The sequence below is a fragment of the Pseudomonas sp. PDM10 genome (assembly GCF_014852295.1).
GTDB lineage: Bacteria > Pseudomonadota > Gammaproteobacteria > Pseudomonadales > Pseudomonadaceae > Aquipseudomonas.
On the sequence record NZ_JACVBJ010000001.1, the window covers coordinates 1,019,214 to 1,038,029 of the forward strand.

General features: G+C 53.3%; 15 protein-coding genes and 1 pseudogene. 7 read left to right on the forward strand and 9 right to left on the reverse strand.

What is annotated here, in order from left to right; translation table 11 throughout:
• The first annotated feature begins 407 nt into the window (after positions 1 to 407).
• On the forward strand, positions 408 to 1,418 hold the full coding sequence (locus IB252_RS04755) for a metallophosphoesterase family protein (protein ID WP_192407105.1): 1,011 nt from the start codon (positions 408 to 410) through the stop codon (positions 1,416 to 1,418).
• Positions 1,419 to 1,488: 70 nt separating this feature from the next.
• Here IB252_RS04755 and ccoP (IB252_RS04760) read toward each other — a convergent pair whose 3' ends face one another.
• The 8 genes from ccoP (IB252_RS04760) to ccoN (IB252_RS04795) form a co-directional block, all read right to left on the reverse strand.
• On the reverse strand, positions 1,489 to 2,472 hold the full coding sequence (gene ccoP / locus IB252_RS04760; RefSeq protein ID WP_046047863.1) for a cytochrome-c oxidase, cbb3-type subunit III: 984 nt from the start codon (positions 2,470 to 2,472) through the stop codon (positions 1,489 to 1,491).
• Positions 2,469 to 2,654 carry a CcoQ/FixQ family Cbb3-type cytochrome c oxidase assembly chaperone gene (locus IB252_RS04765; protein WP_003175465.1) on the reverse strand — a complete coding sequence of 62 codons (186 nt, stop codon included), beginning with the start codon at positions 2,652 to 2,654 and terminating at the stop codon, positions 2,469 to 2,471. The genes ccoP (IB252_RS04760) and IB252_RS04765 overlap by 4 nt, the downstream gene beginning before the upstream one ends.
• 5 nt (positions 2,655 to 2,659) lie before the next feature.
• Positions 2,660 to 3,268, reverse strand: a complete 609-nt coding sequence (gene ccoO / locus IB252_RS04770; RefSeq protein ID WP_192407107.1) for a cytochrome-c oxidase, cbb3-type subunit II — start codon at positions 3,266 to 3,268, stop codon at positions 2,660 to 2,662.
• A complete protein-coding gene (ccoN, locus tag IB252_RS04775) occupies positions 3,268 to 4,710 on the reverse strand; it encodes a cytochrome-c oxidase, cbb3-type subunit I (RefSeq protein ID WP_123360008.1) in 1,443 nt (480 codons plus the stop codon). Before ccoN (IB252_RS04775) ends, ccoO (IB252_RS04770) begins: the two co-directional genes overlap by 1 nt.
• Before the next feature lie 483 nt (positions 4,711 to 5,193).
• Positions 5,194 to 6,147, reverse strand: a complete 954-nt coding sequence (ccoP, locus tag IB252_RS04780; RefSeq protein WP_192407108.1) for a cytochrome-c oxidase, cbb3-type subunit III — start codon at positions 6,145 to 6,147, stop codon at positions 5,194 to 5,196.
• On the reverse strand, positions 6,144 to 6,344 hold the full coding sequence (locus IB252_RS04785; protein WP_165934007.1) for a cbb3-type cytochrome oxidase subunit 3: 201 nt from the start codon (positions 6,342 to 6,344) through the stop codon (positions 6,144 to 6,146). Before IB252_RS04785 ends, ccoP (IB252_RS04780) begins: the two co-directional genes overlap by 4 nt.
• A 21-nt stretch (positions 6,345 to 6,365) precedes the next feature.
• A complete protein-coding gene (gene ccoO, locus IB252_RS04790) occupies positions 6,366 to 6,974 on the reverse strand; it encodes a cytochrome-c oxidase, cbb3-type subunit II (RefSeq protein ID WP_008157297.1) in 609 nt (202 codons plus the stop codon).
• Between the two features lie 10 nt (positions 6,975 to 6,984).
• A complete protein-coding gene (gene ccoN / locus IB252_RS04795) occupies positions 6,985 to 8,409 on the reverse strand; it encodes a cytochrome-c oxidase, cbb3-type subunit I (RefSeq protein ID WP_111450606.1) in 1,425 nt (474 codons plus the stop codon).
• 96 nt (positions 8,410 to 8,505) lie between these two features.
• On the opposite strand from ccoN (IB252_RS04795), the gene IB252_RS04800 reads away from it, so the two are divergent.
• Positions 8,506 to 9,183 (forward strand): alpha/beta family hydrolase, encoded by a 678-nt coding sequence (locus tag IB252_RS04800; RefSeq protein ID WP_225607268.1) that lies wholly within the window; start codon positions 8,506 to 8,508, stop codon positions 9,181 to 9,183.
• A 127-nt stretch (positions 9,184 to 9,310) separates the two neighbouring features.
• Here the strand turns inward: IB252_RS04800 and IB252_RS04805 are convergent, their stop codons facing one another.
• Positions 9,311 to 10,876 (reverse strand): methyl-accepting chemotaxis protein, encoded by a 1,566-nt coding sequence (locus IB252_RS04805; RefSeq protein WP_192407110.1) that lies wholly within the window; start codon positions 10,874 to 10,876, stop codon positions 9,311 to 9,313.
• Between the two features lie 502 nt (positions 10,877 to 11,378).
• Between IB252_RS04805 and IB252_RS04810 the strand changes: the two genes are divergently transcribed.
• From IB252_RS04810 to IB252_RS04830, 5 genes and pseudogenes are all read left to right on the forward strand, one after another.
• A complete protein-coding gene (locus IB252_RS04810; RefSeq protein WP_412548155.1) occupies positions 11,379 to 12,362 on the forward strand; it encodes a glycosyltransferase family 2 protein in 984 nt (327 codons plus the stop codon).
• 4 nt (positions 12,363 to 12,366) lie between these two features.
• Positions 12,367 to 12,543: pseudogene (locus IB252_RS04815) on the forward strand (NAD-dependent epimerase/dehydratase family protein); the annotation flags it as partial.
• Positions 12,544 to 12,668: 125 nt separating this feature from the next.
• Positions 12,669 to 13,487 (forward strand): ABC transporter permease, encoded by an 819-nt coding sequence (locus tag IB252_RS04820; RefSeq protein ID WP_192407112.1) that lies wholly within the window; start codon positions 12,669 to 12,671, stop codon positions 13,485 to 13,487.
• A gap of 37 nt (positions 13,488 to 13,524) precedes the next feature.
• The gene (locus tag IB252_RS04825; protein ID WP_225607326.1) at positions 13,525 to 14,907 is read left to right on the forward strand and encodes an ABC transporter ATP-binding protein; all 1,383 of its coding nucleotides are present in this window, start codon (positions 13,525 to 13,527) and stop codon (positions 14,905 to 14,907) included.
• Entirely contained in the window at positions 14,904 to 18,794 is a 3,891-nt protein-coding gene (locus IB252_RS04830; protein WP_192407116.1) for a glycosyltransferase, read from the forward strand. Before IB252_RS04825 ends, IB252_RS04830 begins: the two co-directional genes overlap by 4 nt.
• Positions 18,795 to 18,816: the final 22 nt, after the last annotated feature.

The following is an 18,816-nucleotide window of genomic DNA, read 5'->3' on the forward strand; positions in this document are numbered from 1 at the left end:
GGTGTTGCAGTGGCGCAATGATACGCCTGTAGCTCTAGCGTAAGGGTGCGACCTTTGGTCGCGTTGGGGAAAAATCATGAATGGTGTAGCAGATGTAACAAAACGTGATGCAGATCAATTGACTTGTTGAGTATAGCTGCCCGCTCAGCAGGGGGGGGCGACAGTGCGCCCGCAAGGGGCTAACGAATCCGGTTTGCTTGCTGCATACCTTATCCGGACTTTGCATTTATATGAGTTGTAATGCATAGGGCATATTTTTTATTTTTTTAACTTGTAAATGTTAGGAGGTGTTGGACATATCTTCTGTTGATCTAATAGGGCTATTTATTTGTTAATTATCGGGGATCGATATATTTTGCAGTTGCTGCCATTGAGTGGCTGATAAATATTAAAGGAAATGGATTTCTATGAGGTTTTATAAAGAAAGTAAGTTGTTGGTGTGTTTTGCGTTGGCGATGGTTGTTCCCGTGGCCTATGGAGCCTCTTCTACAGAAACACCGCGCCATCTGGTGTTTGCTTCGGACTCGCAATATCCCTGGAGTGATCTTACCGATCAGGACATCACTGACCCAAATAAGGAAGCGCGCTCAAAGGAACTAATAGAGTTGCAATACTCCGATATTTCAAGCTTCAGGAAGCTGAATGGCGGTGCGTCCCGTATACCGGTGATGATCAATGGTGACATTACGGCATTTGGTCATGGAGGCGAGCGCTCATACATGAAGTCGGTTTTCGATAACAAGCTGGAGGGCCTCTATGACTATGGTTTGGGTAATCATGACTATGCCAATAATGTGGATGACTGCTTCTGGAATAACTGTGCGGCGGGAAGTGTCAACGACCTCAAGGATCGTTACTGGGGGAAAGTCGAATCCATGGATCTGGCGGCACGAAGCTCAGGCCTGGGAAAGATCTATTACGGCAGTCTCGCCTACTCGAAAAGTGTCGGGGATGTACATTTCGTTCAATTGAATAACGAGCCGACCTATACCGTCAGTTTTAGCTCTGGCAATCCGCTTTTTCCAACAGACTTTGAAATTACGCCTGCGCTTGACTGGCTGGAGAACGATTTAAAAAAGGCTCGGGAGCAGGGCAAGATCATCATTCTGAATATGCACAAGGTTTACCGGTGGAACGGCAACGATGAGCAAATTTCGAGATTCAAGCAGATGATCGAGCAATACAAGGTGACGGCGGTCTTCGGTGGGCATGACCACTGGGGTGCGGGGACTTATTATTCTTGGGATCGAACCAAGCATTTTGGTGATGTGCCGGTATTCCTCAGCGGCTCCGCTTCGCAGCAAACGTATTTGATTGCCGATCTTTCCATTGAGAAGCAGTCGCTCACTGTCAGTGTCGTTCGAAACAGCAATTGGCCAAGTCGCAAAGTCGACAGGGTCATCCCGCTGCTCAAGTAAGCGTGGAATGAAAACGGCCCCGTCAATTCTCATTGGCGGGGCCGTTTAGTGTTGCAGTCAGGCGTTTGCCTTACTGGGCGTCCGCCACTGGCGCTTTCTCACCGTGAGAGAGGCTGTAGACGTAAGCGGCCAGCAGGTGAACCTTGTCGTTGCCTTGCAGCTGTTCTTGCGCAGGCATCTGGCCCTGACGGCCGTATCGGATGGTCTGCTGCAGTTGAGCGAAGCTCGAACCGTAGATGAACGCTGCCGGGTGGGTCAGGTTAGGCGCGCCCATGGCTGGCGTACCTTTGCCTTCCGGACCGTGGCACGCCACGCAGTTGGCAGCGAACAGCTTCTGCCCGGCTACCGGGTCAGCCTTGGTGCCTTCCGGCAGTTTGCGGCCATCGAGGTTGGTCAGTACGAACGCAGCAACGTTCGCAACGCCTTGCTCGCCGATCACTTCTGCCCAGGCAGGCATCACAGCGTGACGACCGCCCATGATGGTGGTCTTGATGGTTTGCGCTTCGCCGCCCCAGCGCCAGTCGGCGTCAGTCAGGTTAGGGAAACCGTAGGCGCCCTTGGCATCGGAACCGTGGCAGACCGAGCAGTTGGAGGCGAACAGGCGGCCACCCATCTTCAGGGCTTGCGGGTCCTTGGCGACTTCCTCAATCGGCATGGAAGCGAACTTGGCGAAGATCGGGCCGAACTTGGCGTCCGACTTGGCCATTTCCTTTTCCCACTCGTGAACGCCGGTCCAGCCGCTCTGGCCGTTGGCGAACGCGGTCTGCTTCTCGTTATCGAGGTAGTTGTACCCCGGCAGCAGGCCTTTCCAGTTACCCAGGCCCGGGTACAGCACCAGGTAGCCCAGGGCGAAGATGATGGTGCCCACGAACAGCATGAACCACCATTTTGGCAGTGGGTTGTCGTACTCCTCGATCCCGTCGAAGGAGTGGCCAACCGTTTCTTCGGTGGCTTCGCTGCGCTGGCCCTTGCGGGTGGACAGCAGCAGCCAGGTCAGGGCGAAGATTGTGCCGAGACTGAGGACTGTGACGTACAGACTCCAGAACGTAGTCATTCTTTGTTACTCCTAGAAGCTTGCTCGACGTGCTTGATGGCTTCGGGATCATCCGCGAAAGGCAGCAAGGTCGCGTCTTCAAACTCCGACTTGCGCTTGGGGCTGAATACCCACAACGCCAGACCGATGAAGGCCACCATCACAACAACGGTGCCCAGGCCACGAATCATCCCGATATCCATCTAAATCACCGTTTGCTTTTGATGATGGTGCCCAGGCCTTGCAGATAGGCCACCAGCGCGTCCATTTCGGTTTTGCCCTTCACAGCATCCTTGGCGCCGGCGATGTCTTCGTCGGTGTAAGGGACGCCGAGCGTGCGCAAGACTTCCATTTTCTTGGCGGTGTCTTTGCCGTCGAGCTTGTTTTCCACGAGGAACGGGTAGGCCGGCATTTTCGACTCAGGCACGACGTTGCGCGGGTTGTACAAATGCGCACGCTGCCAGTCATCGGAGTAACGACCGCCAACACGGGCCAGGTCCGGACCGGTACGCTTGGAACCCCACAGGAACGGGTGGTCCCAGACGCTTTCACCGGCGACCGAGTAGTGGCCGTAACGTTCGGTTTCAGCACGGAACGGGCGGATCATCTGCGAGTGGCAGCCGACACAACCGTTGGCGATGTAGATGTCGCGGCCTTCCAGTTCAAGGGCGTTGCGAGGCTTCATGCCTTCGACCGGCTTGTTGGTGACGTCCTGGAAAAACAGCGGAACGATCTGGGTCAGGCCGCCGATGCTGACGGCGATAACCATGAAGAAGGCCAGCAGGCCAATGTTCTTCTCGACTGCTTCATGCTTCATCAGTGAGCTCCAACTACAGCAATCTGTTCAGCAGCTTTGGCTTCAGCCGGGTTCGAGGCACGTACGGTACGCCATACGTTGTAGGCCATGAACAGCATGCCGCTGGCGAAGAACGCACCGCCCAGGGCGCGAACGATGAAACCAGGATGGCTGGCTTGCAGCGCTTCGACGAACGAGTAGGTGAGGGTGCCGTCGTCGTTGATTGCACGCCACATCAGACCCTGGGTAATGCCGTTGACCCACATCGAGGCGATGTACAGCACGGTACCGATGGTCGCGAGCCAGAAGTGCGTGTTGATCAGGCCGATGCTGTGCATCTGCGCACGACCGAACAGTTTCGGGATCATGTGGTAGATGGCGCCGATCGAGATCATCGCTACCCAGCCCAAGGCACCGGCGTGTACGTGGCCGATGGTCCAGTCGGTGTAGTGAGACAGCGAGTTGACGGTCTTGATGGCCATCATCGGGCCTTCGAAGGTCGACATGCCGTAGAAGGCCAGCGACACCACGAGGAAGCGCAGGATCGGGTCGGTGCGCAGCTTATGCCAGGCCCCCGACAGGGTCATCATGCCGTTGATCATGCCGCCCCAGCTGGGTGCCAGCAGGATGATCGACATCGCCATGCCCAGGGACTGAGCCCAGTCCGGCAGCGCGGTGTAGTGCAGGTGGTGCGGACCGGCCCAGATGTACAGGGTGATCAGCGCCCAGAAGTGCACGATCGACAGACGATAGGAGTAGATCGGGCGCTCGGCCTGCTTCGGAACGAAGTAGTACATCATCCCCAGGAAGCCGGTGGTCAGGAAGAAACCCACCGCGTTGTGGCCATACCACCACTGGATCATCGCGTCAGTCGCACCGGCGTAGGCCGAGTAGGACTTGAAGAAGCTGACCGGCAGGGAAGCGTGGTTGACGATGTGCAGCATCGCCGTCACAACGATGAAGGCACCGTAGAACCAGTTACCCACATAGATGTGCTTGGTTTTGCGTTTGGTGATGGTGCCGAAGAACACCAGACCGTAAGTAACCCAGACGATGGCCAGCAGAATAGCCAGGGGCCATTCCAGTTCCGCGTATTCCTTGGTCGTGGTGTAACCCAGCGGCAAGGTAACGATCGCGCCGACGATCACCGCTTGCCAACCCCAGAAGGTGAAGGCGGCGAGGCTGTCGGAAATCAGTCGCGTTTGGCAGGTTCGCTGCACGACGTAATAAGAAGTGGCAAACAGTGCACAACCACCGAAGGCGAAAATCACCAGGTTGGTGTGCAACGGGCGTAAGCGTCCAAAAGTCGTCCACGGCAGACCGAAGTTCAATTCCGGCCATACAAGCTGTGAGGCGATGAAGACACCAAGCCCCATGCCAAGGATCCCCCAGACCACCGTCATGATGGCGAACTGGCGGACTACCTTATAGTTATAAGCAGTCGGACTGATTGCTGTGCTCATTCTAAGGTTCCACGGTTTGGGTGTTTTATTAGGAGTAAAAATCGGCCGCAAGTATGTAGAAAGCGGGGGGTCATTGCAACGCGCCATGACCTGGGTCAATGCTTTCAAAAGCTGATTCTGCGGCCTTTCCATGCGTCGCGTAAGGACAAAATTGCCCAAGGGCAAAATGTCGCAGCAGACGAAAATGGTGAGGGGGTCAGGTCGGATGTAACGGGGTGTGTTCAAACACAACGATCGGGTGACAGATGGCAATTGGCACGACAGCCGGTATCTACCAGCCTTTGCGGCCTGTCATCGAGCAGGTTCGTCGAACACATCGGGTCGGGTCGACCTGGAACCGGCTCATGCCAGTCCGCATCGGGGGAAGCTTAGACCCGAATCTGATGAACCGAAAGGAGGACCAACGGAGGGGTGCGACACTTGGTCGCAAAGGGGCAGGGAACTGCCGCATCCGGGAGAATGCGGCAGCAGAGCGGTCGAGATTTATTCGTGTTTGCCTTCAGCCTGCAAACGCTCTGTATTCAGGCCGTGTGACAGGCTGTACACATAAGCGGCCAGCAATTGCACCTTATCGTTGCCGAGCATTTCGTTCTGCGCCGGCATATGGCCCTGGCGGCCATGACGAATAGTCTGTTGCAGCTGCGCCAGGCTTGTACCGTAGATAAAACCGGCCGGTTGCGTCAGATTCGGCGCGCCCATGGCTTCAGTCCCATGGCCGTTTGCCCCATGACAGGCTACGCACATCGTGCTGAACGCTTGCTGTCCGGCGTGCAGATCGGCACCGCTGTCGTCAGGCACTGGCAGACCGGCCAGGTCATGGCGCACATAAGCCGCGACGTTCTTCACGCCGGCATCACCCAGGATTTCACCCCAGGCCGGCATCGCGGCCATGCGACCACCCATGATCGTGGTTTTGATCGTGTCGGCGTTGCCGCCCCAGCGCCAGCTGGTGTCCGCCAGGTTTGGGAAGCCAAAGGCGCCCTTGGCATCCGAGCCGTGGCAGACCGCGCAATTGGAGGCAAACAGGCGACCGCCCATTTTCAACGCTAGCGGGTCCGTGGCCACTTCTTCTACGGGCATCGCCGCGAATTTGGCGAAGATCGGCCCGAACTTCGCATCGGCCTTGTTCATCTCCTTTTCCCACTCGTGGACGCCGGTCCAGCCATTCTCGTAACCCGGCAGGATGCCTTTCCAGTTGCCCAGGCCCGGGTAAAGCACCAGATAGCCCACGGCGAACACCAGCGTGCCGGCGAACAGCATGAACCACCACTGCGGCAGCGGGTTGTCGTACTCCTCGATGCCGTCGAAGCTGTGGCCCATGGTCTGGTCGACGCTGCCCTTGGTTTCGCCCTTGCGGGTGCCGATCAGCAGCCAGGTCAGGCCGATCAGGCTGCCGATGGTCAGTACGCAGATCCACGTACTCCAGAAGGTGGTCATGGCCGGGTACTCCTTGTTTCAGGTTCTTGGGTGGCGTCATCGGGCAGCGGTTCATCGGCGAACGGCAGCAAACGCGCTTCGGCGAATTGCGAATTGCGCTTGCTGTTGAACACCCACAGCGTCAGGCCGACGAAGGCCACGAACACCACGACCGTGCCCAGGCCGCGGATCATTCCACTGCTCATTACGCTTACGATTTCAAAGGGCATGGACATGGCTCACCTCTTGCTCTTGATGGATGTGCCGAGCACTTGCAGGTATGCGACCAGCGCGTCCATTTCGGTCTTGCCCTTGAGCGAAGCCACTGAGCCTGCGATGTCGTCGTCGGTGTACGGGACGCCGAGGGTGCGCATCGCCTTGATCTTGGTTTCGGTGTGGCTGCTGTCGAGTTGATTGGCCACCAGCCACGGATAGCCGGGCATTTTCGATTCCGGCACCACGTTGCGCGGGTTGTACAAGTGCGCGCGGTGCCAATCTTCGGAGTAGCGACCGCCGACCCGGGCCAGGTCCGGACCGGTACGTTTCGAGCCCCACAGGAACGGGTGATCCCAGACGCTTTCACCGGCCACCGAGTAGTGGCCGTAGCGTTCGGTCTCGGCGCGGAACGGACGGATCATCTGCGAATGGCAACCGACGCAGCCTTCGCGGATGTAGATGTCGCGACCTTCCAGTTGCAGCGCGGTGTAGGGCTTCATGCCTTCCACCGGTTTATTGGTCACGTCCTGGAAGAACAGCGGGACGATCTGGGTCAGACCGCCGATGCTCACGGCCAACACCATCAGCAACATCAGCAGGCCGACGTTTTTCTCGATTGTTTCGTGTTTCATGGCGGCCTCCTCAGGCGATCTGCGCGGCAGCGGCGGCTTCGGCAGGCTGCGAGGCCCGCACGGTGCGCCAGGTGTTGTAGGCCATCAGCAACATGCCGCTGAAGAAGATCGCACCGCCTACCAGACGTACGACGAAGCCTGGGTGGCTGGCCACCAGGGTTTCGACGAAGGAGTAGGTCAGCGTGCCGTCTTCATTGACTGCGCGCCACATGAGGCCCTGGGCGATGCCGTTGACCCACATCGAAGCGATGTACAGCACGGTGCCGATGGTGGCGAGCCAGAAGTGCGCGTTGATCAGGCCGATGCTGTGCATCTGCGTGCGACCGAAGATTTTCGGGATCATGTGGTACAGCGCGCCGATGGAGATCATCGCGACCCAACCGAGGGCGCCGGCGTGAACGTGGCCGATGGTCCAGTCGGTGTAGTGGGAGAGGGCGTTGACCGTCTTGATGGCCATCATCGGCCCTTCGAAGGTCGACATGCCGTAGAACGCCAGCGAGACCACGAGGAAGCGCAGGATCGGGTCGCTGCGCAACTTATGCCAGGCGCCCGAGAGCGTCATCATCCCGTTGATCATCCCGCCCCAGCTCGGCGCCAGCAGGATCAGCGACATCACCATGCCCAGCGACTGTGCCCAGTCCGGCAGCGCGGTGTAGTGCAAATGGTGCGGACCGGCCCAGATGTACAGGGTGATCAGCGCCCAGAAGTGCACGATCGACAAGCGATAGGAATACACCGGACGCTCGGCCTGTTTCGGCACGAAGTAGTACATCATCCCGAGGAAACCGGCGGTGAGGAAAAAGCCTACGGCGTTGTGGCCGTACCACCACTGAACCATGGCATCGGTCGCCCCGGCGTACACCGAGTAGGACTTGGTGAAACTCACCGGCAGCTCAAGGTTGTTGACGATGTGCAGAATCGCCACGGTGATGATGAACGCACCGAAGAACCAGTTGCCGACGTAGATGTGCTTGGTCTTGCGCTTGGCCAGCGTGCCGAAGAACACCACGGCGTAGGCGACCCAGACGATGGTGATCAGGATGTCGATCGGCCATTCCAGTTCGGCGTATTCCTTGGAACTGGTGTAACCCAGCGGCAGGCTGATAGCGGCCAGCAGAATCACTACTTGCCAGCCCCAGAAGCAGAACGCGGCGATTTTCGGCGCAAACAGTTGAGTCTGGCAGGTGCGTTGCACCGAATAGAACGAACTGGCGAACAGGGCGCAACCGCCAAAGGCGAAGATCACCGCGTTGGTGTGCAATGGGCGCAGGCGCCCGAAGCTGGTCCACGGCAGATTGAAGTTGAGTTCAGGCCAGACCAATTGAGCCGCGAGAAAAACCCCGAGCCCCATGCCGACGATGCCCCACACCACCGTCATAATGGCGAATTGGCGGACCACCTTGTAGTTGTAGGCGGTACTGATAGAAGTGTTCATGGTTCCCCATCCACGGTTCAGCCGAAGTGAAGGCGTTTGCGTACGGCAGACGCTCCCTTCGCCTGGAGTTATAGGCAGACTAAAAGCGAGGCAAGCATGGACAAAGAGCACAAGGCCAGTATTGACGGGGATCAATGGGCGCGGTGTGTGCGGGAGCATGGATGGTTGTGGAATGCCGCCACGACGCCGGCATCGGCGACGCTGATTCTCGCTCACGGTGCCGGTGCGCCAATGGACAGTGGCTGGATGAGCGACATGGCTGAGCGCCTTGCTGCATCTGGGATCAATGTGCTGCGCTTCGAGTTTCCGTACATGGCGCAACGGCGTGTTGATGGGGGTAAACGCCCACCCAATCCGGCTGCCAAATTGCTGGAAAGCTGGCGTGAGGTCTATGCCCTGGTGCGACGCCATGTCGCTGGGCGTCTGGCCATTGGTGGCAAATCCATGGGGGGGCGGATGGCGAGTTTGTTGGCAGATGACCTAGAGGCCGATGCGTTGGTATGCCTCGGATATCCGTTTTATGCGGTGGGGAAACCTGAGAAGCCGCGGGTCGAGCATTTGGCCGCGCTCAAGACACCGACGCTGATTGTTCAGGGCGAGCGGGATGCATTGGGCAATCGCGAGGCCGTCGAGGCTTACACGTTGGCACCGAGTATCGAGGTGTTTTGGCTGGCGGCGGGGGATCATGATTTGAAGCCGTTGAAGGCGTCCGGGTTTACCCATGAGCAGCATTTGGCGGCTGCGGCGCAGAAGGTTGCTGATTTCCTACGCTAAGCGATCGTTCCCACGCTCCGCGTGGGAATGCCTCAACGGACGCTCTGCGTCTGCTTCTGGGACGCGGAGCGTCCCGGGCTGCATTCCCACGCAGAGCGTGGGAACGATCAGATCAGGCGAGGCGCTATCAGCGGTTAAACCGCTCCACCAACGAATACTGGGTATTCGCCGTCTTCGTCAGCTCTTCACTCAACAACGCCGAGTGTTGCGCCTGTACCGAGGTCTGGTCCGCCAGGTGTGAGATGTTGCTGATATTGCGGCTGATTTCTTCGGCCACTGCACTTTGCTCTTCGGTCGCCGCAGCGATCTGGGTGGTCATGTCGGTGATGTTGGCCACCGCTTCGCTGATCCCCACCAGTGCCTGGTCCGCTTCCAGAACCCGCGCCACACCTTCTTCAGCCTGGCGATGACCAGCTTCCATGGTTTGCACCGCGGTGCTGGCGGTTTGCTGGAGCTTGGCGATCAGGGCGTGGATCTGCCCGGTGGATTCGCTGGTGCGTTGCGCCAGTTGGCGAACTTCGTCGGCGACCACTGCAAAGCCACGACCCATTTCACCGGCGCGGGCCGCTTCGATGGCGGCGTTCAAAGCCAGCAGGTTGGTCTGGTCGGCGATGCCTTTGATCACATCGACCACGCCACCGATTTCGTCGCTGTCCTTGGCCAGTTGAGTCACGGTCAGTCCGGTTTCACCCACCACCACCGACAGGCGCTGGATCGCTTCGCGGGTTTCCCCGGCGATGTCGCGGCCGCGACCGGTCAGGCGATTGGCTTCCTGAGTCGCGTCGGCCGTGCGCTGCACGTGGCTGGCGACTTCCTGCGTGGTGGCGGCCATCTGATTGACAGCGGTGGCCACTTGTTCGGTTTCGACACGTTGACGTTCCAGGCCGGTGGAGCTGCTGTGAGCCAGGGTGTCGGACTGTTTCGCTTGGTCGCTCAGATGCTCGGCGGTGTCCTGCAGGCGGGTCAGGCAGGTTTTCAGGCGGGCTTCCTGGCTGAGGATCGACATCTCCAGGCGCGCCTGGGCACCGCGGCTGTCGGTATACATTTGCGCGATCAGCGGGTCGGAGGTCGTTTGCCCCGCGAGGTGCAGCAGACGCTTGAGACCGCGCTGTTGCCAGCTCAACCCCAACAGACCCAATGGCACCGACAGGCCGGCGGCCAGCGCAAAACCCCATTGGGAGTTGAGCGAGGCACCGATCATGAAGCTCAGCTGGCTGACCAGAATGAACGGCAGCCAGTCCTGCAGCACCGGCAGCCATTTGTCCGTTGAAGGAATCGCCGACTTGCCCTGGTTGATGCGTTGGTAGAGCGCTTCGGCTCGGCGGATCTGCTCGGCGGTGGGTTTGACCCGCACCGATTCATAACCGACCACCTGATTGCCTTCGAAAACCGGCGTGACATAGGCGTTAACCCAGTAGTGATCACCGGTCTTACAGCGATTCTTGACAATGCCCATCCATGGCAAGCCTTGTTTCAGTGTGCCCCACATGTGCGCAAATACCGCGGCCGGGACGTCAGGGTGACGGACCAGGTTATGCGGCGCACGGATCAGCTCTTCACGAGAGAACCCGCTGATCTCGACGAAAGCGTCGTTGCAGTAGGTGATCACGCCCTTGGCATCGGTGGTGGAAATCAACCGTTGCTGAGCCGGGAAGGTCCGTTCGCGTTGTGTGTTGGGCTGGTTATTACGCATGGTGTTTTTTAATCCGCAAGACTTTGCAAGGCTTTGTCAGGTTGTCGGCAATGGGGGGGATTTATTGAAAATATTTTTCACCACTCGGTGCAGGGCCTGAGAAATTGTTGTTGCCAAGCTCGGATCTCGGCGTTTCGATGCAGCTGGATGATGTGAGGTGCAGCGTATGAAAGTGTTGTTGTGAGCTGTGCGTGGGTAGGGTGGGGCTCGAGAGAATTTTTAATTTTGGCTTTTAGAATAATCAGAGTTAACACGGTTGACTTTTTCAAAAAGGCACGGTCTTTGTCGCTGTTGCCCTGTTATTACGTGTGCTAGTTCATGAGTTTGGTTGAGAAGTCAAGGTGTAGCTCTGGGAACTAATTGGGTTTTAATTAGTCGCTGCGACCGTATATAATGTTAAATAAGATTACAGTGTCTTCTGTATTCTGCCTTCGATACCTTGAGTTTCGACGGAAAGCAGTCTTCGTTCTTGGATGTAGTCGAGTATTAGGGAAGAGGTTTCGTGGGTATTTTGGGCTCTGATACTCCTCTTGGTTCCGTCGTTATCGACAGGAACGGGGGCCGCACTGCAACAGTCGCAATATTGATGTGTACCTACAACGGTGAATCATTTCTAGCTGAGCAATTGGCCTCATTTGAGCGGCAAGTCCATCGCTCGTGGACGGTCTACGCCTCAGACGATGGCTCGCAAGACGGGACTTTGGACCTGCTGAAGATGTCAAGCGCTCAGTGGGAGCTGGGTCGCCTTCAGATTGTCGAGGGGCCTCGGCGCGGCTTCGTTGCCAATTTCCTCTCGTTGACCTGTCACGCAGATATAAAAGCAGAGTTTTATGCGTGGGCCGATCAGGACGATGTCTGGAAGGAGGATAAGCTTCAGAAAGCATTAGCCTGGTTGAAGTCTATCCCTGCGCACATCCCTGCACTTTATTGTGGTCGCACCGAGCTGATTAGTGAGTCAGGCGTGTCCTTTGGGTATTCGCCCAAGTTCAGGCTTGCCCCAAATTTCTCCAATGCACTGGTTCAAAATATTGGTGGTGGTAACACCATGGTGTTTAACCAGGCGGCACGTGCGCTCCTGCAAGAGGCGGGCGATAAGCTGACTATCCCTTCTCACGATTGGTGGGCTTATCAGCTTGTCTCCGGGGCTGGGGGGGTTGTCCATTATGATCCTGTACCCACGGTGCTATACCGTCAGCACGCCGAAAACCTGGTCGGTACCAACTCCAGTTGGTTCGCGCGACTCAAGCGTTTACGTATGGCGTTTCAAGGGCGCTTTTACGAGTGGAATACTCAGAACATTCATGCGCTTGAAACAATGCGCCATCGCTTGAGCCAGGAACATCAAGCGAAACTCGCCCAGTTCAAAGCTGCTCGCGGGCAAAAACTTTTTCTAAGGATCCTGGGTTTCCAACGGGCGGGTCTTTACCGTCAGACCTTGTTTGGAAATCTGGGACTGATCTTCGCAACTTTACTGAAAAAGATCTAATTCAATGACCATTTTAGTAACCGGCGGTGCAGGTTTTATCGGTGCGAACTTTGTGCTGGATTGGCTGGCACAGTCGAATGAGCCACTGATCAACCTAGACAAGCTGACCTATGCCGGCAACCTCAACAGCCTCGCGAGCGATGCGGGGCATGTTTTCGTGCATGGCGATTACGCGCCTTCGCATGAGCGATGCATACGCCGGAATGCCCCGACTCTGGGTACTGACTGGCCTATTAATGATCCACCGGTACTATTAGCAAAAGATGTACAAGCTGCTTTGCTTTCGCACGCCGAGGTGTTCAGTTAATGCAACATTTTTCGACATCTCCAGTGGAAATGATCGCCAGCTTTTGGCGTAACCGTGCACTGATCACCGCGCTGACCAAGCGAGAAATACTGGGGCGTTATCGTGGTTCCATTCTCGGCATATTCTGGTCTTTTTTTAATCCATTGCTGATGCTTGCTGTTTACACCTTTGTGTTCAGTGTTGTGTTCAATGCCCGCTGGAGTACAGGTAGTAATTCAAAAACGGAATTTGCTCTGGTGATGTTTTCGGGTCTTATGGTGTTTGGACTATTTTCCGAATGCGTCGGCCGTGCTCCGGGCTTGATTTTGTCTAATGTTAACTATGTCAAGAAAGTAGTATTCCCATTAGAGGTTTTGCCGTGGGTTTCAATGGGGGCAGCGTTATTCCATGCATTGATTAGTCTCGTCGTATGGTTAGTGTTTTACGGGATTTTTTTCGGCGTGCCTCATTTGAGTGTGATTTTGTTGCCGTTCGTTATTTTGCCAATACTCATGCTGTCAATGGGGTTTTCCTGGGCGTTTGCATCGTTGGGTGTTTATTTGCGTGATATTTCACAGATTGTGAGTGTGGCAATTACCATGCTGATGTTTCTATCAGGCATATTTTATTCAGTGTCGACGCTGCCTGTTGAATATCAAGAATTGTTGAAGATAAATCCTCTTGTACCTCTCATTGAGCAGGCGAGGGATGTATTGATTTGGGGCAAGGATCCGGATTATTTATTGCTTTTAAGCTATCTGGGTGGTTCTTTGGTTTTTGCATGGCTTGGCTTCGCCTGGTTTCAGAAGTCACGTAAAGGGTTTGCTGATGTCCTCTGAAGAAAAAGTAACTGCTACTGCTGCTGAGAAGGTATCAATGCCGACTACCTATACAAGCGCCGCCAGCGATATTGTGATTCGCGTCAGCAACTTGAGTAAATGCTTTCAAATTTATGAAAAGCCAAGTGACCGGCTGCTACAAATGCTCGCACGCGGTTTGAAGAAATTTTATCGAGAATTCTGGGCTTTGAAGGGTGTTTCTTTCGAGGTCAAGAAAGGCGAAACTGTTGGTATCGTTGGTCGTAATGGCAGTGGCAAATCTACGCTTCTACAGTTAATTTGTGGAACGTTAAACCCAAGTTCGGGTGGTGTTGAGGTTAAAGGAAGAGTTGCAGCATTACTTGAACTCGGGTCGGGTTTCAATCCTGAGTTTACGGGGAAAGAAAACGTTTATATGAACGCCGCAGTACTCGGCCTTAAAAAGCATGAGGTGGATGCGCGTTATGCCGAGATTGAAGCATTTGCAGATATCGGCCAGTTTATTGATCAGCCGGTAAAAACCTACTCTAGTGGTATGACAGTGCGCCTGGCGTTCGCGGTAGCTATTAACGCTGACCCGGAAGTGCTGATCATTGACGAAGCGCTCTCGGTCGGTGATGAGTTATTTCAGAGAAAGTGTTTTGCCCGTATTGAAGCTATTAAGAAAAAAGGCACAACCATTCTTTTTGTTTCGCACTCTGGGGCGGCAGTAGTAGGTCTATGTGACAGAGCCATATTGATTGACAGCGGAGAGGCGCTGGCGTCCGGGTCTCCCAAGAAAATTATTGGTAAGTATCAACGGCTTTTGTATGCCCCTAATGACAAGAGGGCTGGTATTCGCGATGAAATCAGACTTTTAGATGAGAAGTTGTCGCCAGAAAGCACTGTTGGGGCCGTTTTGGAAAAAGAGACACCGAGTGAAGTTACAGCTTTCTTTGATCCAAGTTTAAAGCCTAAAAGCACATTGACCTATGAGTCTGTAGCCGCTTTGATCGAAACACCAACGGTTCGAAATGCTGCAGGCAGGCAGGTCAATTGTCTGAAGCGCGGCGAAACATATCGATATTGCTACACCGTACGCTTTGATCAGTCCGCAACAAATGTACGTTTTGGTATGCTGATTAAGACAACGCAGGGTTTTGAGTTGGGTGGTAGCGTATCTGCGCATAATTTGGAGGATGCCATTCCATTTGTTGAGGCAGGAACTGAGTACGAAGTCGCTTTCAGTTTTTCATGCGCGCTTAATCCTGCTATCTATTTTCTGAATGCCGGCGTAGTTGGGATAGTGGGTACAGAAGAGACCTATCTACATCGAGTCTTGGATGCCTGTATGTTTCGTGTTTTGCCTGATGAGAAAAGTTTGGCGACGGGAGTTGTAGACTTCCGATGCGAATCAAGCTTCTCAACTGTAGTGTATGGCCAGGACAAGGTTTTAGTATGAGTCAGACTTTAGGTTTTATGGAAGCTCAAAAGCATATTGTAGTTGTGTTGGGGATGCATCGCAGTGGCACCAGCACAATAACACGCGCGCTAAAAGTTATGGGTGTCGAACTGGGGGAGAACTTATTGCCTCCGATGCCTGGCGTGAACGATAAAGGCTTTTGGGAAGACGCTGATATTAATGCGCTGAACATAGAGCTTCTCGGAATGCTAGGGCATGATTGGCATACGCTATCACCCATTTCTTCAGAAGAACTAGAGTCTCCCTCTCTCGGCGACATTAAATTAAAAGCAATTGATTTGCTGCGAAAAAAGTTACGTTCGACCCTATGCTTTGGCATGAAAGATCCTCGAATGGCCAGGTTACTTCCATTCTGGCAATCAGTCTTTTCACATGTCAATGCTCATACGAGCTACGTCATTTCTTGTCGGAATCCAATGAGCGTTGCCCGCTCCTTGAGCGCTCGAGATGGATTTGCGCTTGAAAAGGGATATCTTCTTTGGCAAGAGCACATGCTCAACAGTTTAATCTGGACGGAAAACTGCCCTCGCGTTGTAGTTGACTATGATTGCTTCTTGGATGAACCGGCTAAGGAGATGAGCAGGATCTCGCAGTGCTTGGGTTGTTCCTTGGACGTAGCTAGCGCGGACTATGTAGAGTTTGAAGTTGAGTTTTTGGAGAAAAATCTTCGCCATACCCAATTCCTTGAAAAGGATTTGTCTCTAGACCGTTTAGTGCCAGCCCCAGTGGTCGACTTGTACGGCGTATTATTAGCGCTGGCGAAAGATAAAGTAGCTCTGGACGAGATTTCGGTCACGCTCTCTTTGAATGCACTTAATAAGCAACTTCGCGATTCTAGAGTCTTGTTGGAGTATGCGCGCAAGAAAGAAGATCTTATTGAAAAAATGTCCTTCACTGGTCGGGAAAAGGATGGCCAACTTGCGAATTTGACTCAGGCTGTCGCTGACCACCAGGCAACGTTAGCTGCTCTCAATGACGGGATTTTTGAGCGAGACGAACAGGTTATTGGCTTGCAGCAGGTTTTGTCAGATCGTGATGGGCAATTGGCCTCTCTGCACAATGTCGTTGTCGCACGAGATGAGCAGCTCTTGGGGCTGGAGCAAGAAAATCATGACCTGGATAAACAAGTGGTTGCACTTAAAGAAACCGTTTTAGCCTGTAATGAGCAGATTGATTGCTTGGTTAATGAAACGGTAGAGTTTGATAAACAACTCGCCGCTCTGCATCAAACGTTGGCAATGCGCACAGGCCAGTTTAGTAATACATACCAATTCTTAGTTGATCGCGATGAGCAATTGGCGGGCCTGCAAAAAGCGTTGTTCGCGAGCGATGAGGAAGCCCGTGTTCTCAACTTGTCTGTCGAACATTTTCAGTCTGAGTGTGAGGTGTTGTCTCAAGCTCTGCTTGAGAAGGATATTTTAAGCGTAAGTCTTTATCAGACGCTTGAAGTCTGTAATGATCAAGTGTCAGCGCTGGAAGATAGCCTTGCTGAAAGCCGTAAAGAGGCCTTGGAAAAGGAGGCTGAGTTGTCAGTGCTTGAGAGCCGTCTTGCAGATATTCGTAGAGACAACCTGGATAAAGATTCTGAACTGCAATTGATGGAAGCTGATTCATCCGCCAAGCAGAAACACATACTGGAAAAAAATGCAGAATTGATGCGGCTGTATAGCAGTCACTCATGGTGGCTGACAAAACCGTTTAGATTTGTGAGACGTGCATTAAATTTGAAAAATGGCTATAGAAAGGTCGCGGGTCGAGTCAGGGCCTTCGGATTGTTGGTCAGAAAAGCGAAGCCTGAATATGTAGTCAAAGGCATAAAGCTGCTGGGTAGGTTGGAGCTTCGCAGCCTGCGAGCAAGAATGCGTGTGGTGGCGAATCGGGAAAAGAAATACGCTGCACGCGATAACGTCGCATATGAAGCGTCAGACCTAATGCCATTGCAAATGGAATTGACCACCCCGGTTGATATTATTATTCCGGTTTATAATGGTTATGAGTTTCTCAAGCCGTTATTTGAAAGTATATTGTCAGGGACTAACTCGCCGTATAGAATTATTTTGGTGGATGATGCTAGTCCAGATGATAGAGTGCTGCCGTTAATTGAAGAGTATCAAGATAAATTTCATTCTGCTTTGTTGCTGGAAAACGAAGAGAATTTAGGTTTTGTCCAAACTGTCAACAAGGCCGTCTCTTATACTTCTGGCGATTTCGTTTTGCTGAACACGGACACAGAAGTCCCACACGGCTGGTTAGAGCGGCTGATGGCTCCGTTGCTAAGCGACAGGAGCATTGCAAGTGCAACACCGTTTACGAACGCTGGCACAATTTGCAGTTTTCCTGAGTTTTGCGCAGATAATCCAATATTTATGGGGCTCCCGGTTGGGGAGGTCGATCGGGAATTTGAAAGAGTTTCACCCATAGCGCCTCTGGTGAAAATACCAACAGGTGTTGGTTTCTGTATGGCGTTTAATGGTGACGTTGTTAAGTCCATCGGTATGTTTGATGCTGTCGCTTATGGGCGCGGTTATGCCGAGGAAAATGATTGGTGTATGCGAGCTGCTGCAGCTGGTCATGCTCATGTCCTGGTGACTAATTTATTTGTCTATCACAAGCACGGTGGATCGTTCTCATCCGCTGAAAAGAAAAAGCTCGTCGAAAAGAATTTGGCAACTCTGCAATCCCGGTACCCGGAGTATAACTCTCTAGTGCATCAGCACATATCCGCGGACCCGGCAAGATGGGTAAGGGATATTGTTGCTTTTAACATTATGACAAGGTCTTGTGGTGCGAAGGCATTGTTGATTGTTGATCACAATATTGGTGGTGGGTCCAACCAGTACAGTGAAAAGCTTAAAGATAGCTATTTGAGCAATCGACTTCCCGTCATTTTCTTCTGTGATGATGCCACGACTGGCGAAATGTTTGTGCGTCTTACATTTGGCGAGTTTGATGTAAGAGTCTTTTTTGGTGGTTTGCAAGAAGTAAAGTCAGCACTTTTATTGTTGGATATCGGTGAGGGCTTTTATAATGAAGCGGTTTCTCATAAAGAACCGGAAAAATCGTTGCGATTGTTTTTGGATGTATTGAAAGAAAAGGAAGCAACGCTACAAGTCGCCATGCACGACTTCTATCCAGTATGCCCATCGTATACGCTGATTAATGATCGTGGAGTGTATTGTGGTGTGCCTGAGGATCTAGAAGTATGTAAAAAATGTATTATAAATAATAATGCGGACTTTCTTCATGAGGGTATTGATGTTGCAGCCTGGAGATTGTTTTGGAAGGAGTTATTCACTTATTGCACAGGTATCATTTGTTTTTCAGAGAATACCAAAACTATTTTATTGAAGGCTTACTCCGGCTTTGATCATAAGATTTCTGTAGTTCCTCATGAAGTAAAAATGCAATTTGCAAGCAAGCCAGTAATTGATTTTAATAAGAGACTGCATATTGGTGTGGTGGGTGGCATTAACTATCAAAAAGGCTTGAAGGTAGTAACTGATATGGCAAAGGTTATTCGCAAGAAGAACCTTGATATCATGATTACCGTGGTGGGGATCGTGGACTCCGTGACGCCGATTGATGGGGTGAATGTCACTGGCCCATATAAGCATTCGGACCTTCCGGAGATTTTCGAGAAAAATAATATTAATATCGCACTGTTTCCTTCTGTTTGGCCCGAGACATTTTCCTACGTGACGTCGGAGCTCATGCAGCTTGATATTCCGCTGGCTTGTTTTAATCTGGGGGCGCCCGCTGAGCGGGTGAGTCTTTATGAGCGCGGACTTATATTGGAGAGCATGGACTCTGAAGGTATAATTTATGAGCTGTCAGAGTTCTACTCTAAAATAAAAAGTGAGGCGTAAGCCTTTACTTATAATTGCATAA

Bases quoted from the DNA above. Each gene is read 5' to 3' on its own strand.
- IB252_RS04755 (WP_192407105.1), top strand. From the start codon at position 408: ATGAGGTTTTATAAAGAAAGTAAGTTGTTGGTGTGTTTTGCGTTGGCG.
- ccoO (WP_008157297.1), bottom strand. From the start codon at position 6,974: ATGAAACACGAAACAATCGAGAAAAACGTCGGCCTGCTGATGTTGCTG.
- IB252_RS04805 (WP_192407110.1), bottom strand. From the start codon at position 10,876: ATGCGTAATAACCAGCCCAACACACAACGCGAACGGACCTTCCCGGCT.
- ccoN (WP_123360008.1), bottom strand. From the start codon at position 4,710: ATGAGCACAGCAATCAGTCCGACTGCTTATAACTATAAGGTAGTCCGC.
- ccoP (WP_192407108.1), bottom strand. From the start codon at position 6,147: ATGACCACCTTCTGGAGTACGTGGATCTGCGTACTGACCATCGGCAGC.
- IB252_RS04820 (WP_192407112.1), top strand. From the start codon at position 12,669: ATGCAACATTTTTCGACATCTCCAGTGGAAATGATCGCCAGCTTTTGG.
- ccoP (WP_046047863.1), bottom strand. From the start codon at position 2,472: ATGACTACGTTCTGGAGTCTGTACGTCACAGTCCTCAGTCTCGGCACA.
- IB252_RS04765 (WP_003175465.1), bottom strand. From the start codon at position 2,654: ATGGATATCGGGATGATTCGTGGCCTGGGCACCGTTGTTGTGATGGTG.
- IB252_RS04825 (WP_225607326.1), top strand. From the start codon at position 13,525: ATGCCGACTACCTATACAAGCGCCGCCAGCGATATTGTGATTCGCGTC.
- IB252_RS04800 (WP_225607268.1), top strand. From the start codon at position 8,506: ATGGACAAAGAGCACAAGGCCAGTATTGACGGGGATCAATGGGCGCGG.
- ccoN (WP_111450606.1), bottom strand. From the start codon at position 8,409: ATGAACACTTCTATCAGTACCGCCTACAACTACAAGGTGGTCCGCCAA.
- ccoO (WP_192407107.1), bottom strand. From the start codon at position 3,268: ATGAAGCATGAAGCAGTCGAGAAGAACATTGGCCTGCTGGCCTTCTTC.
- IB252_RS04830 (WP_192407116.1), top strand. From the start codon at position 14,904: ATGAGTCAGACTTTAGGTTTTATGGAAGCTCAAAAGCATATTGTAGTT.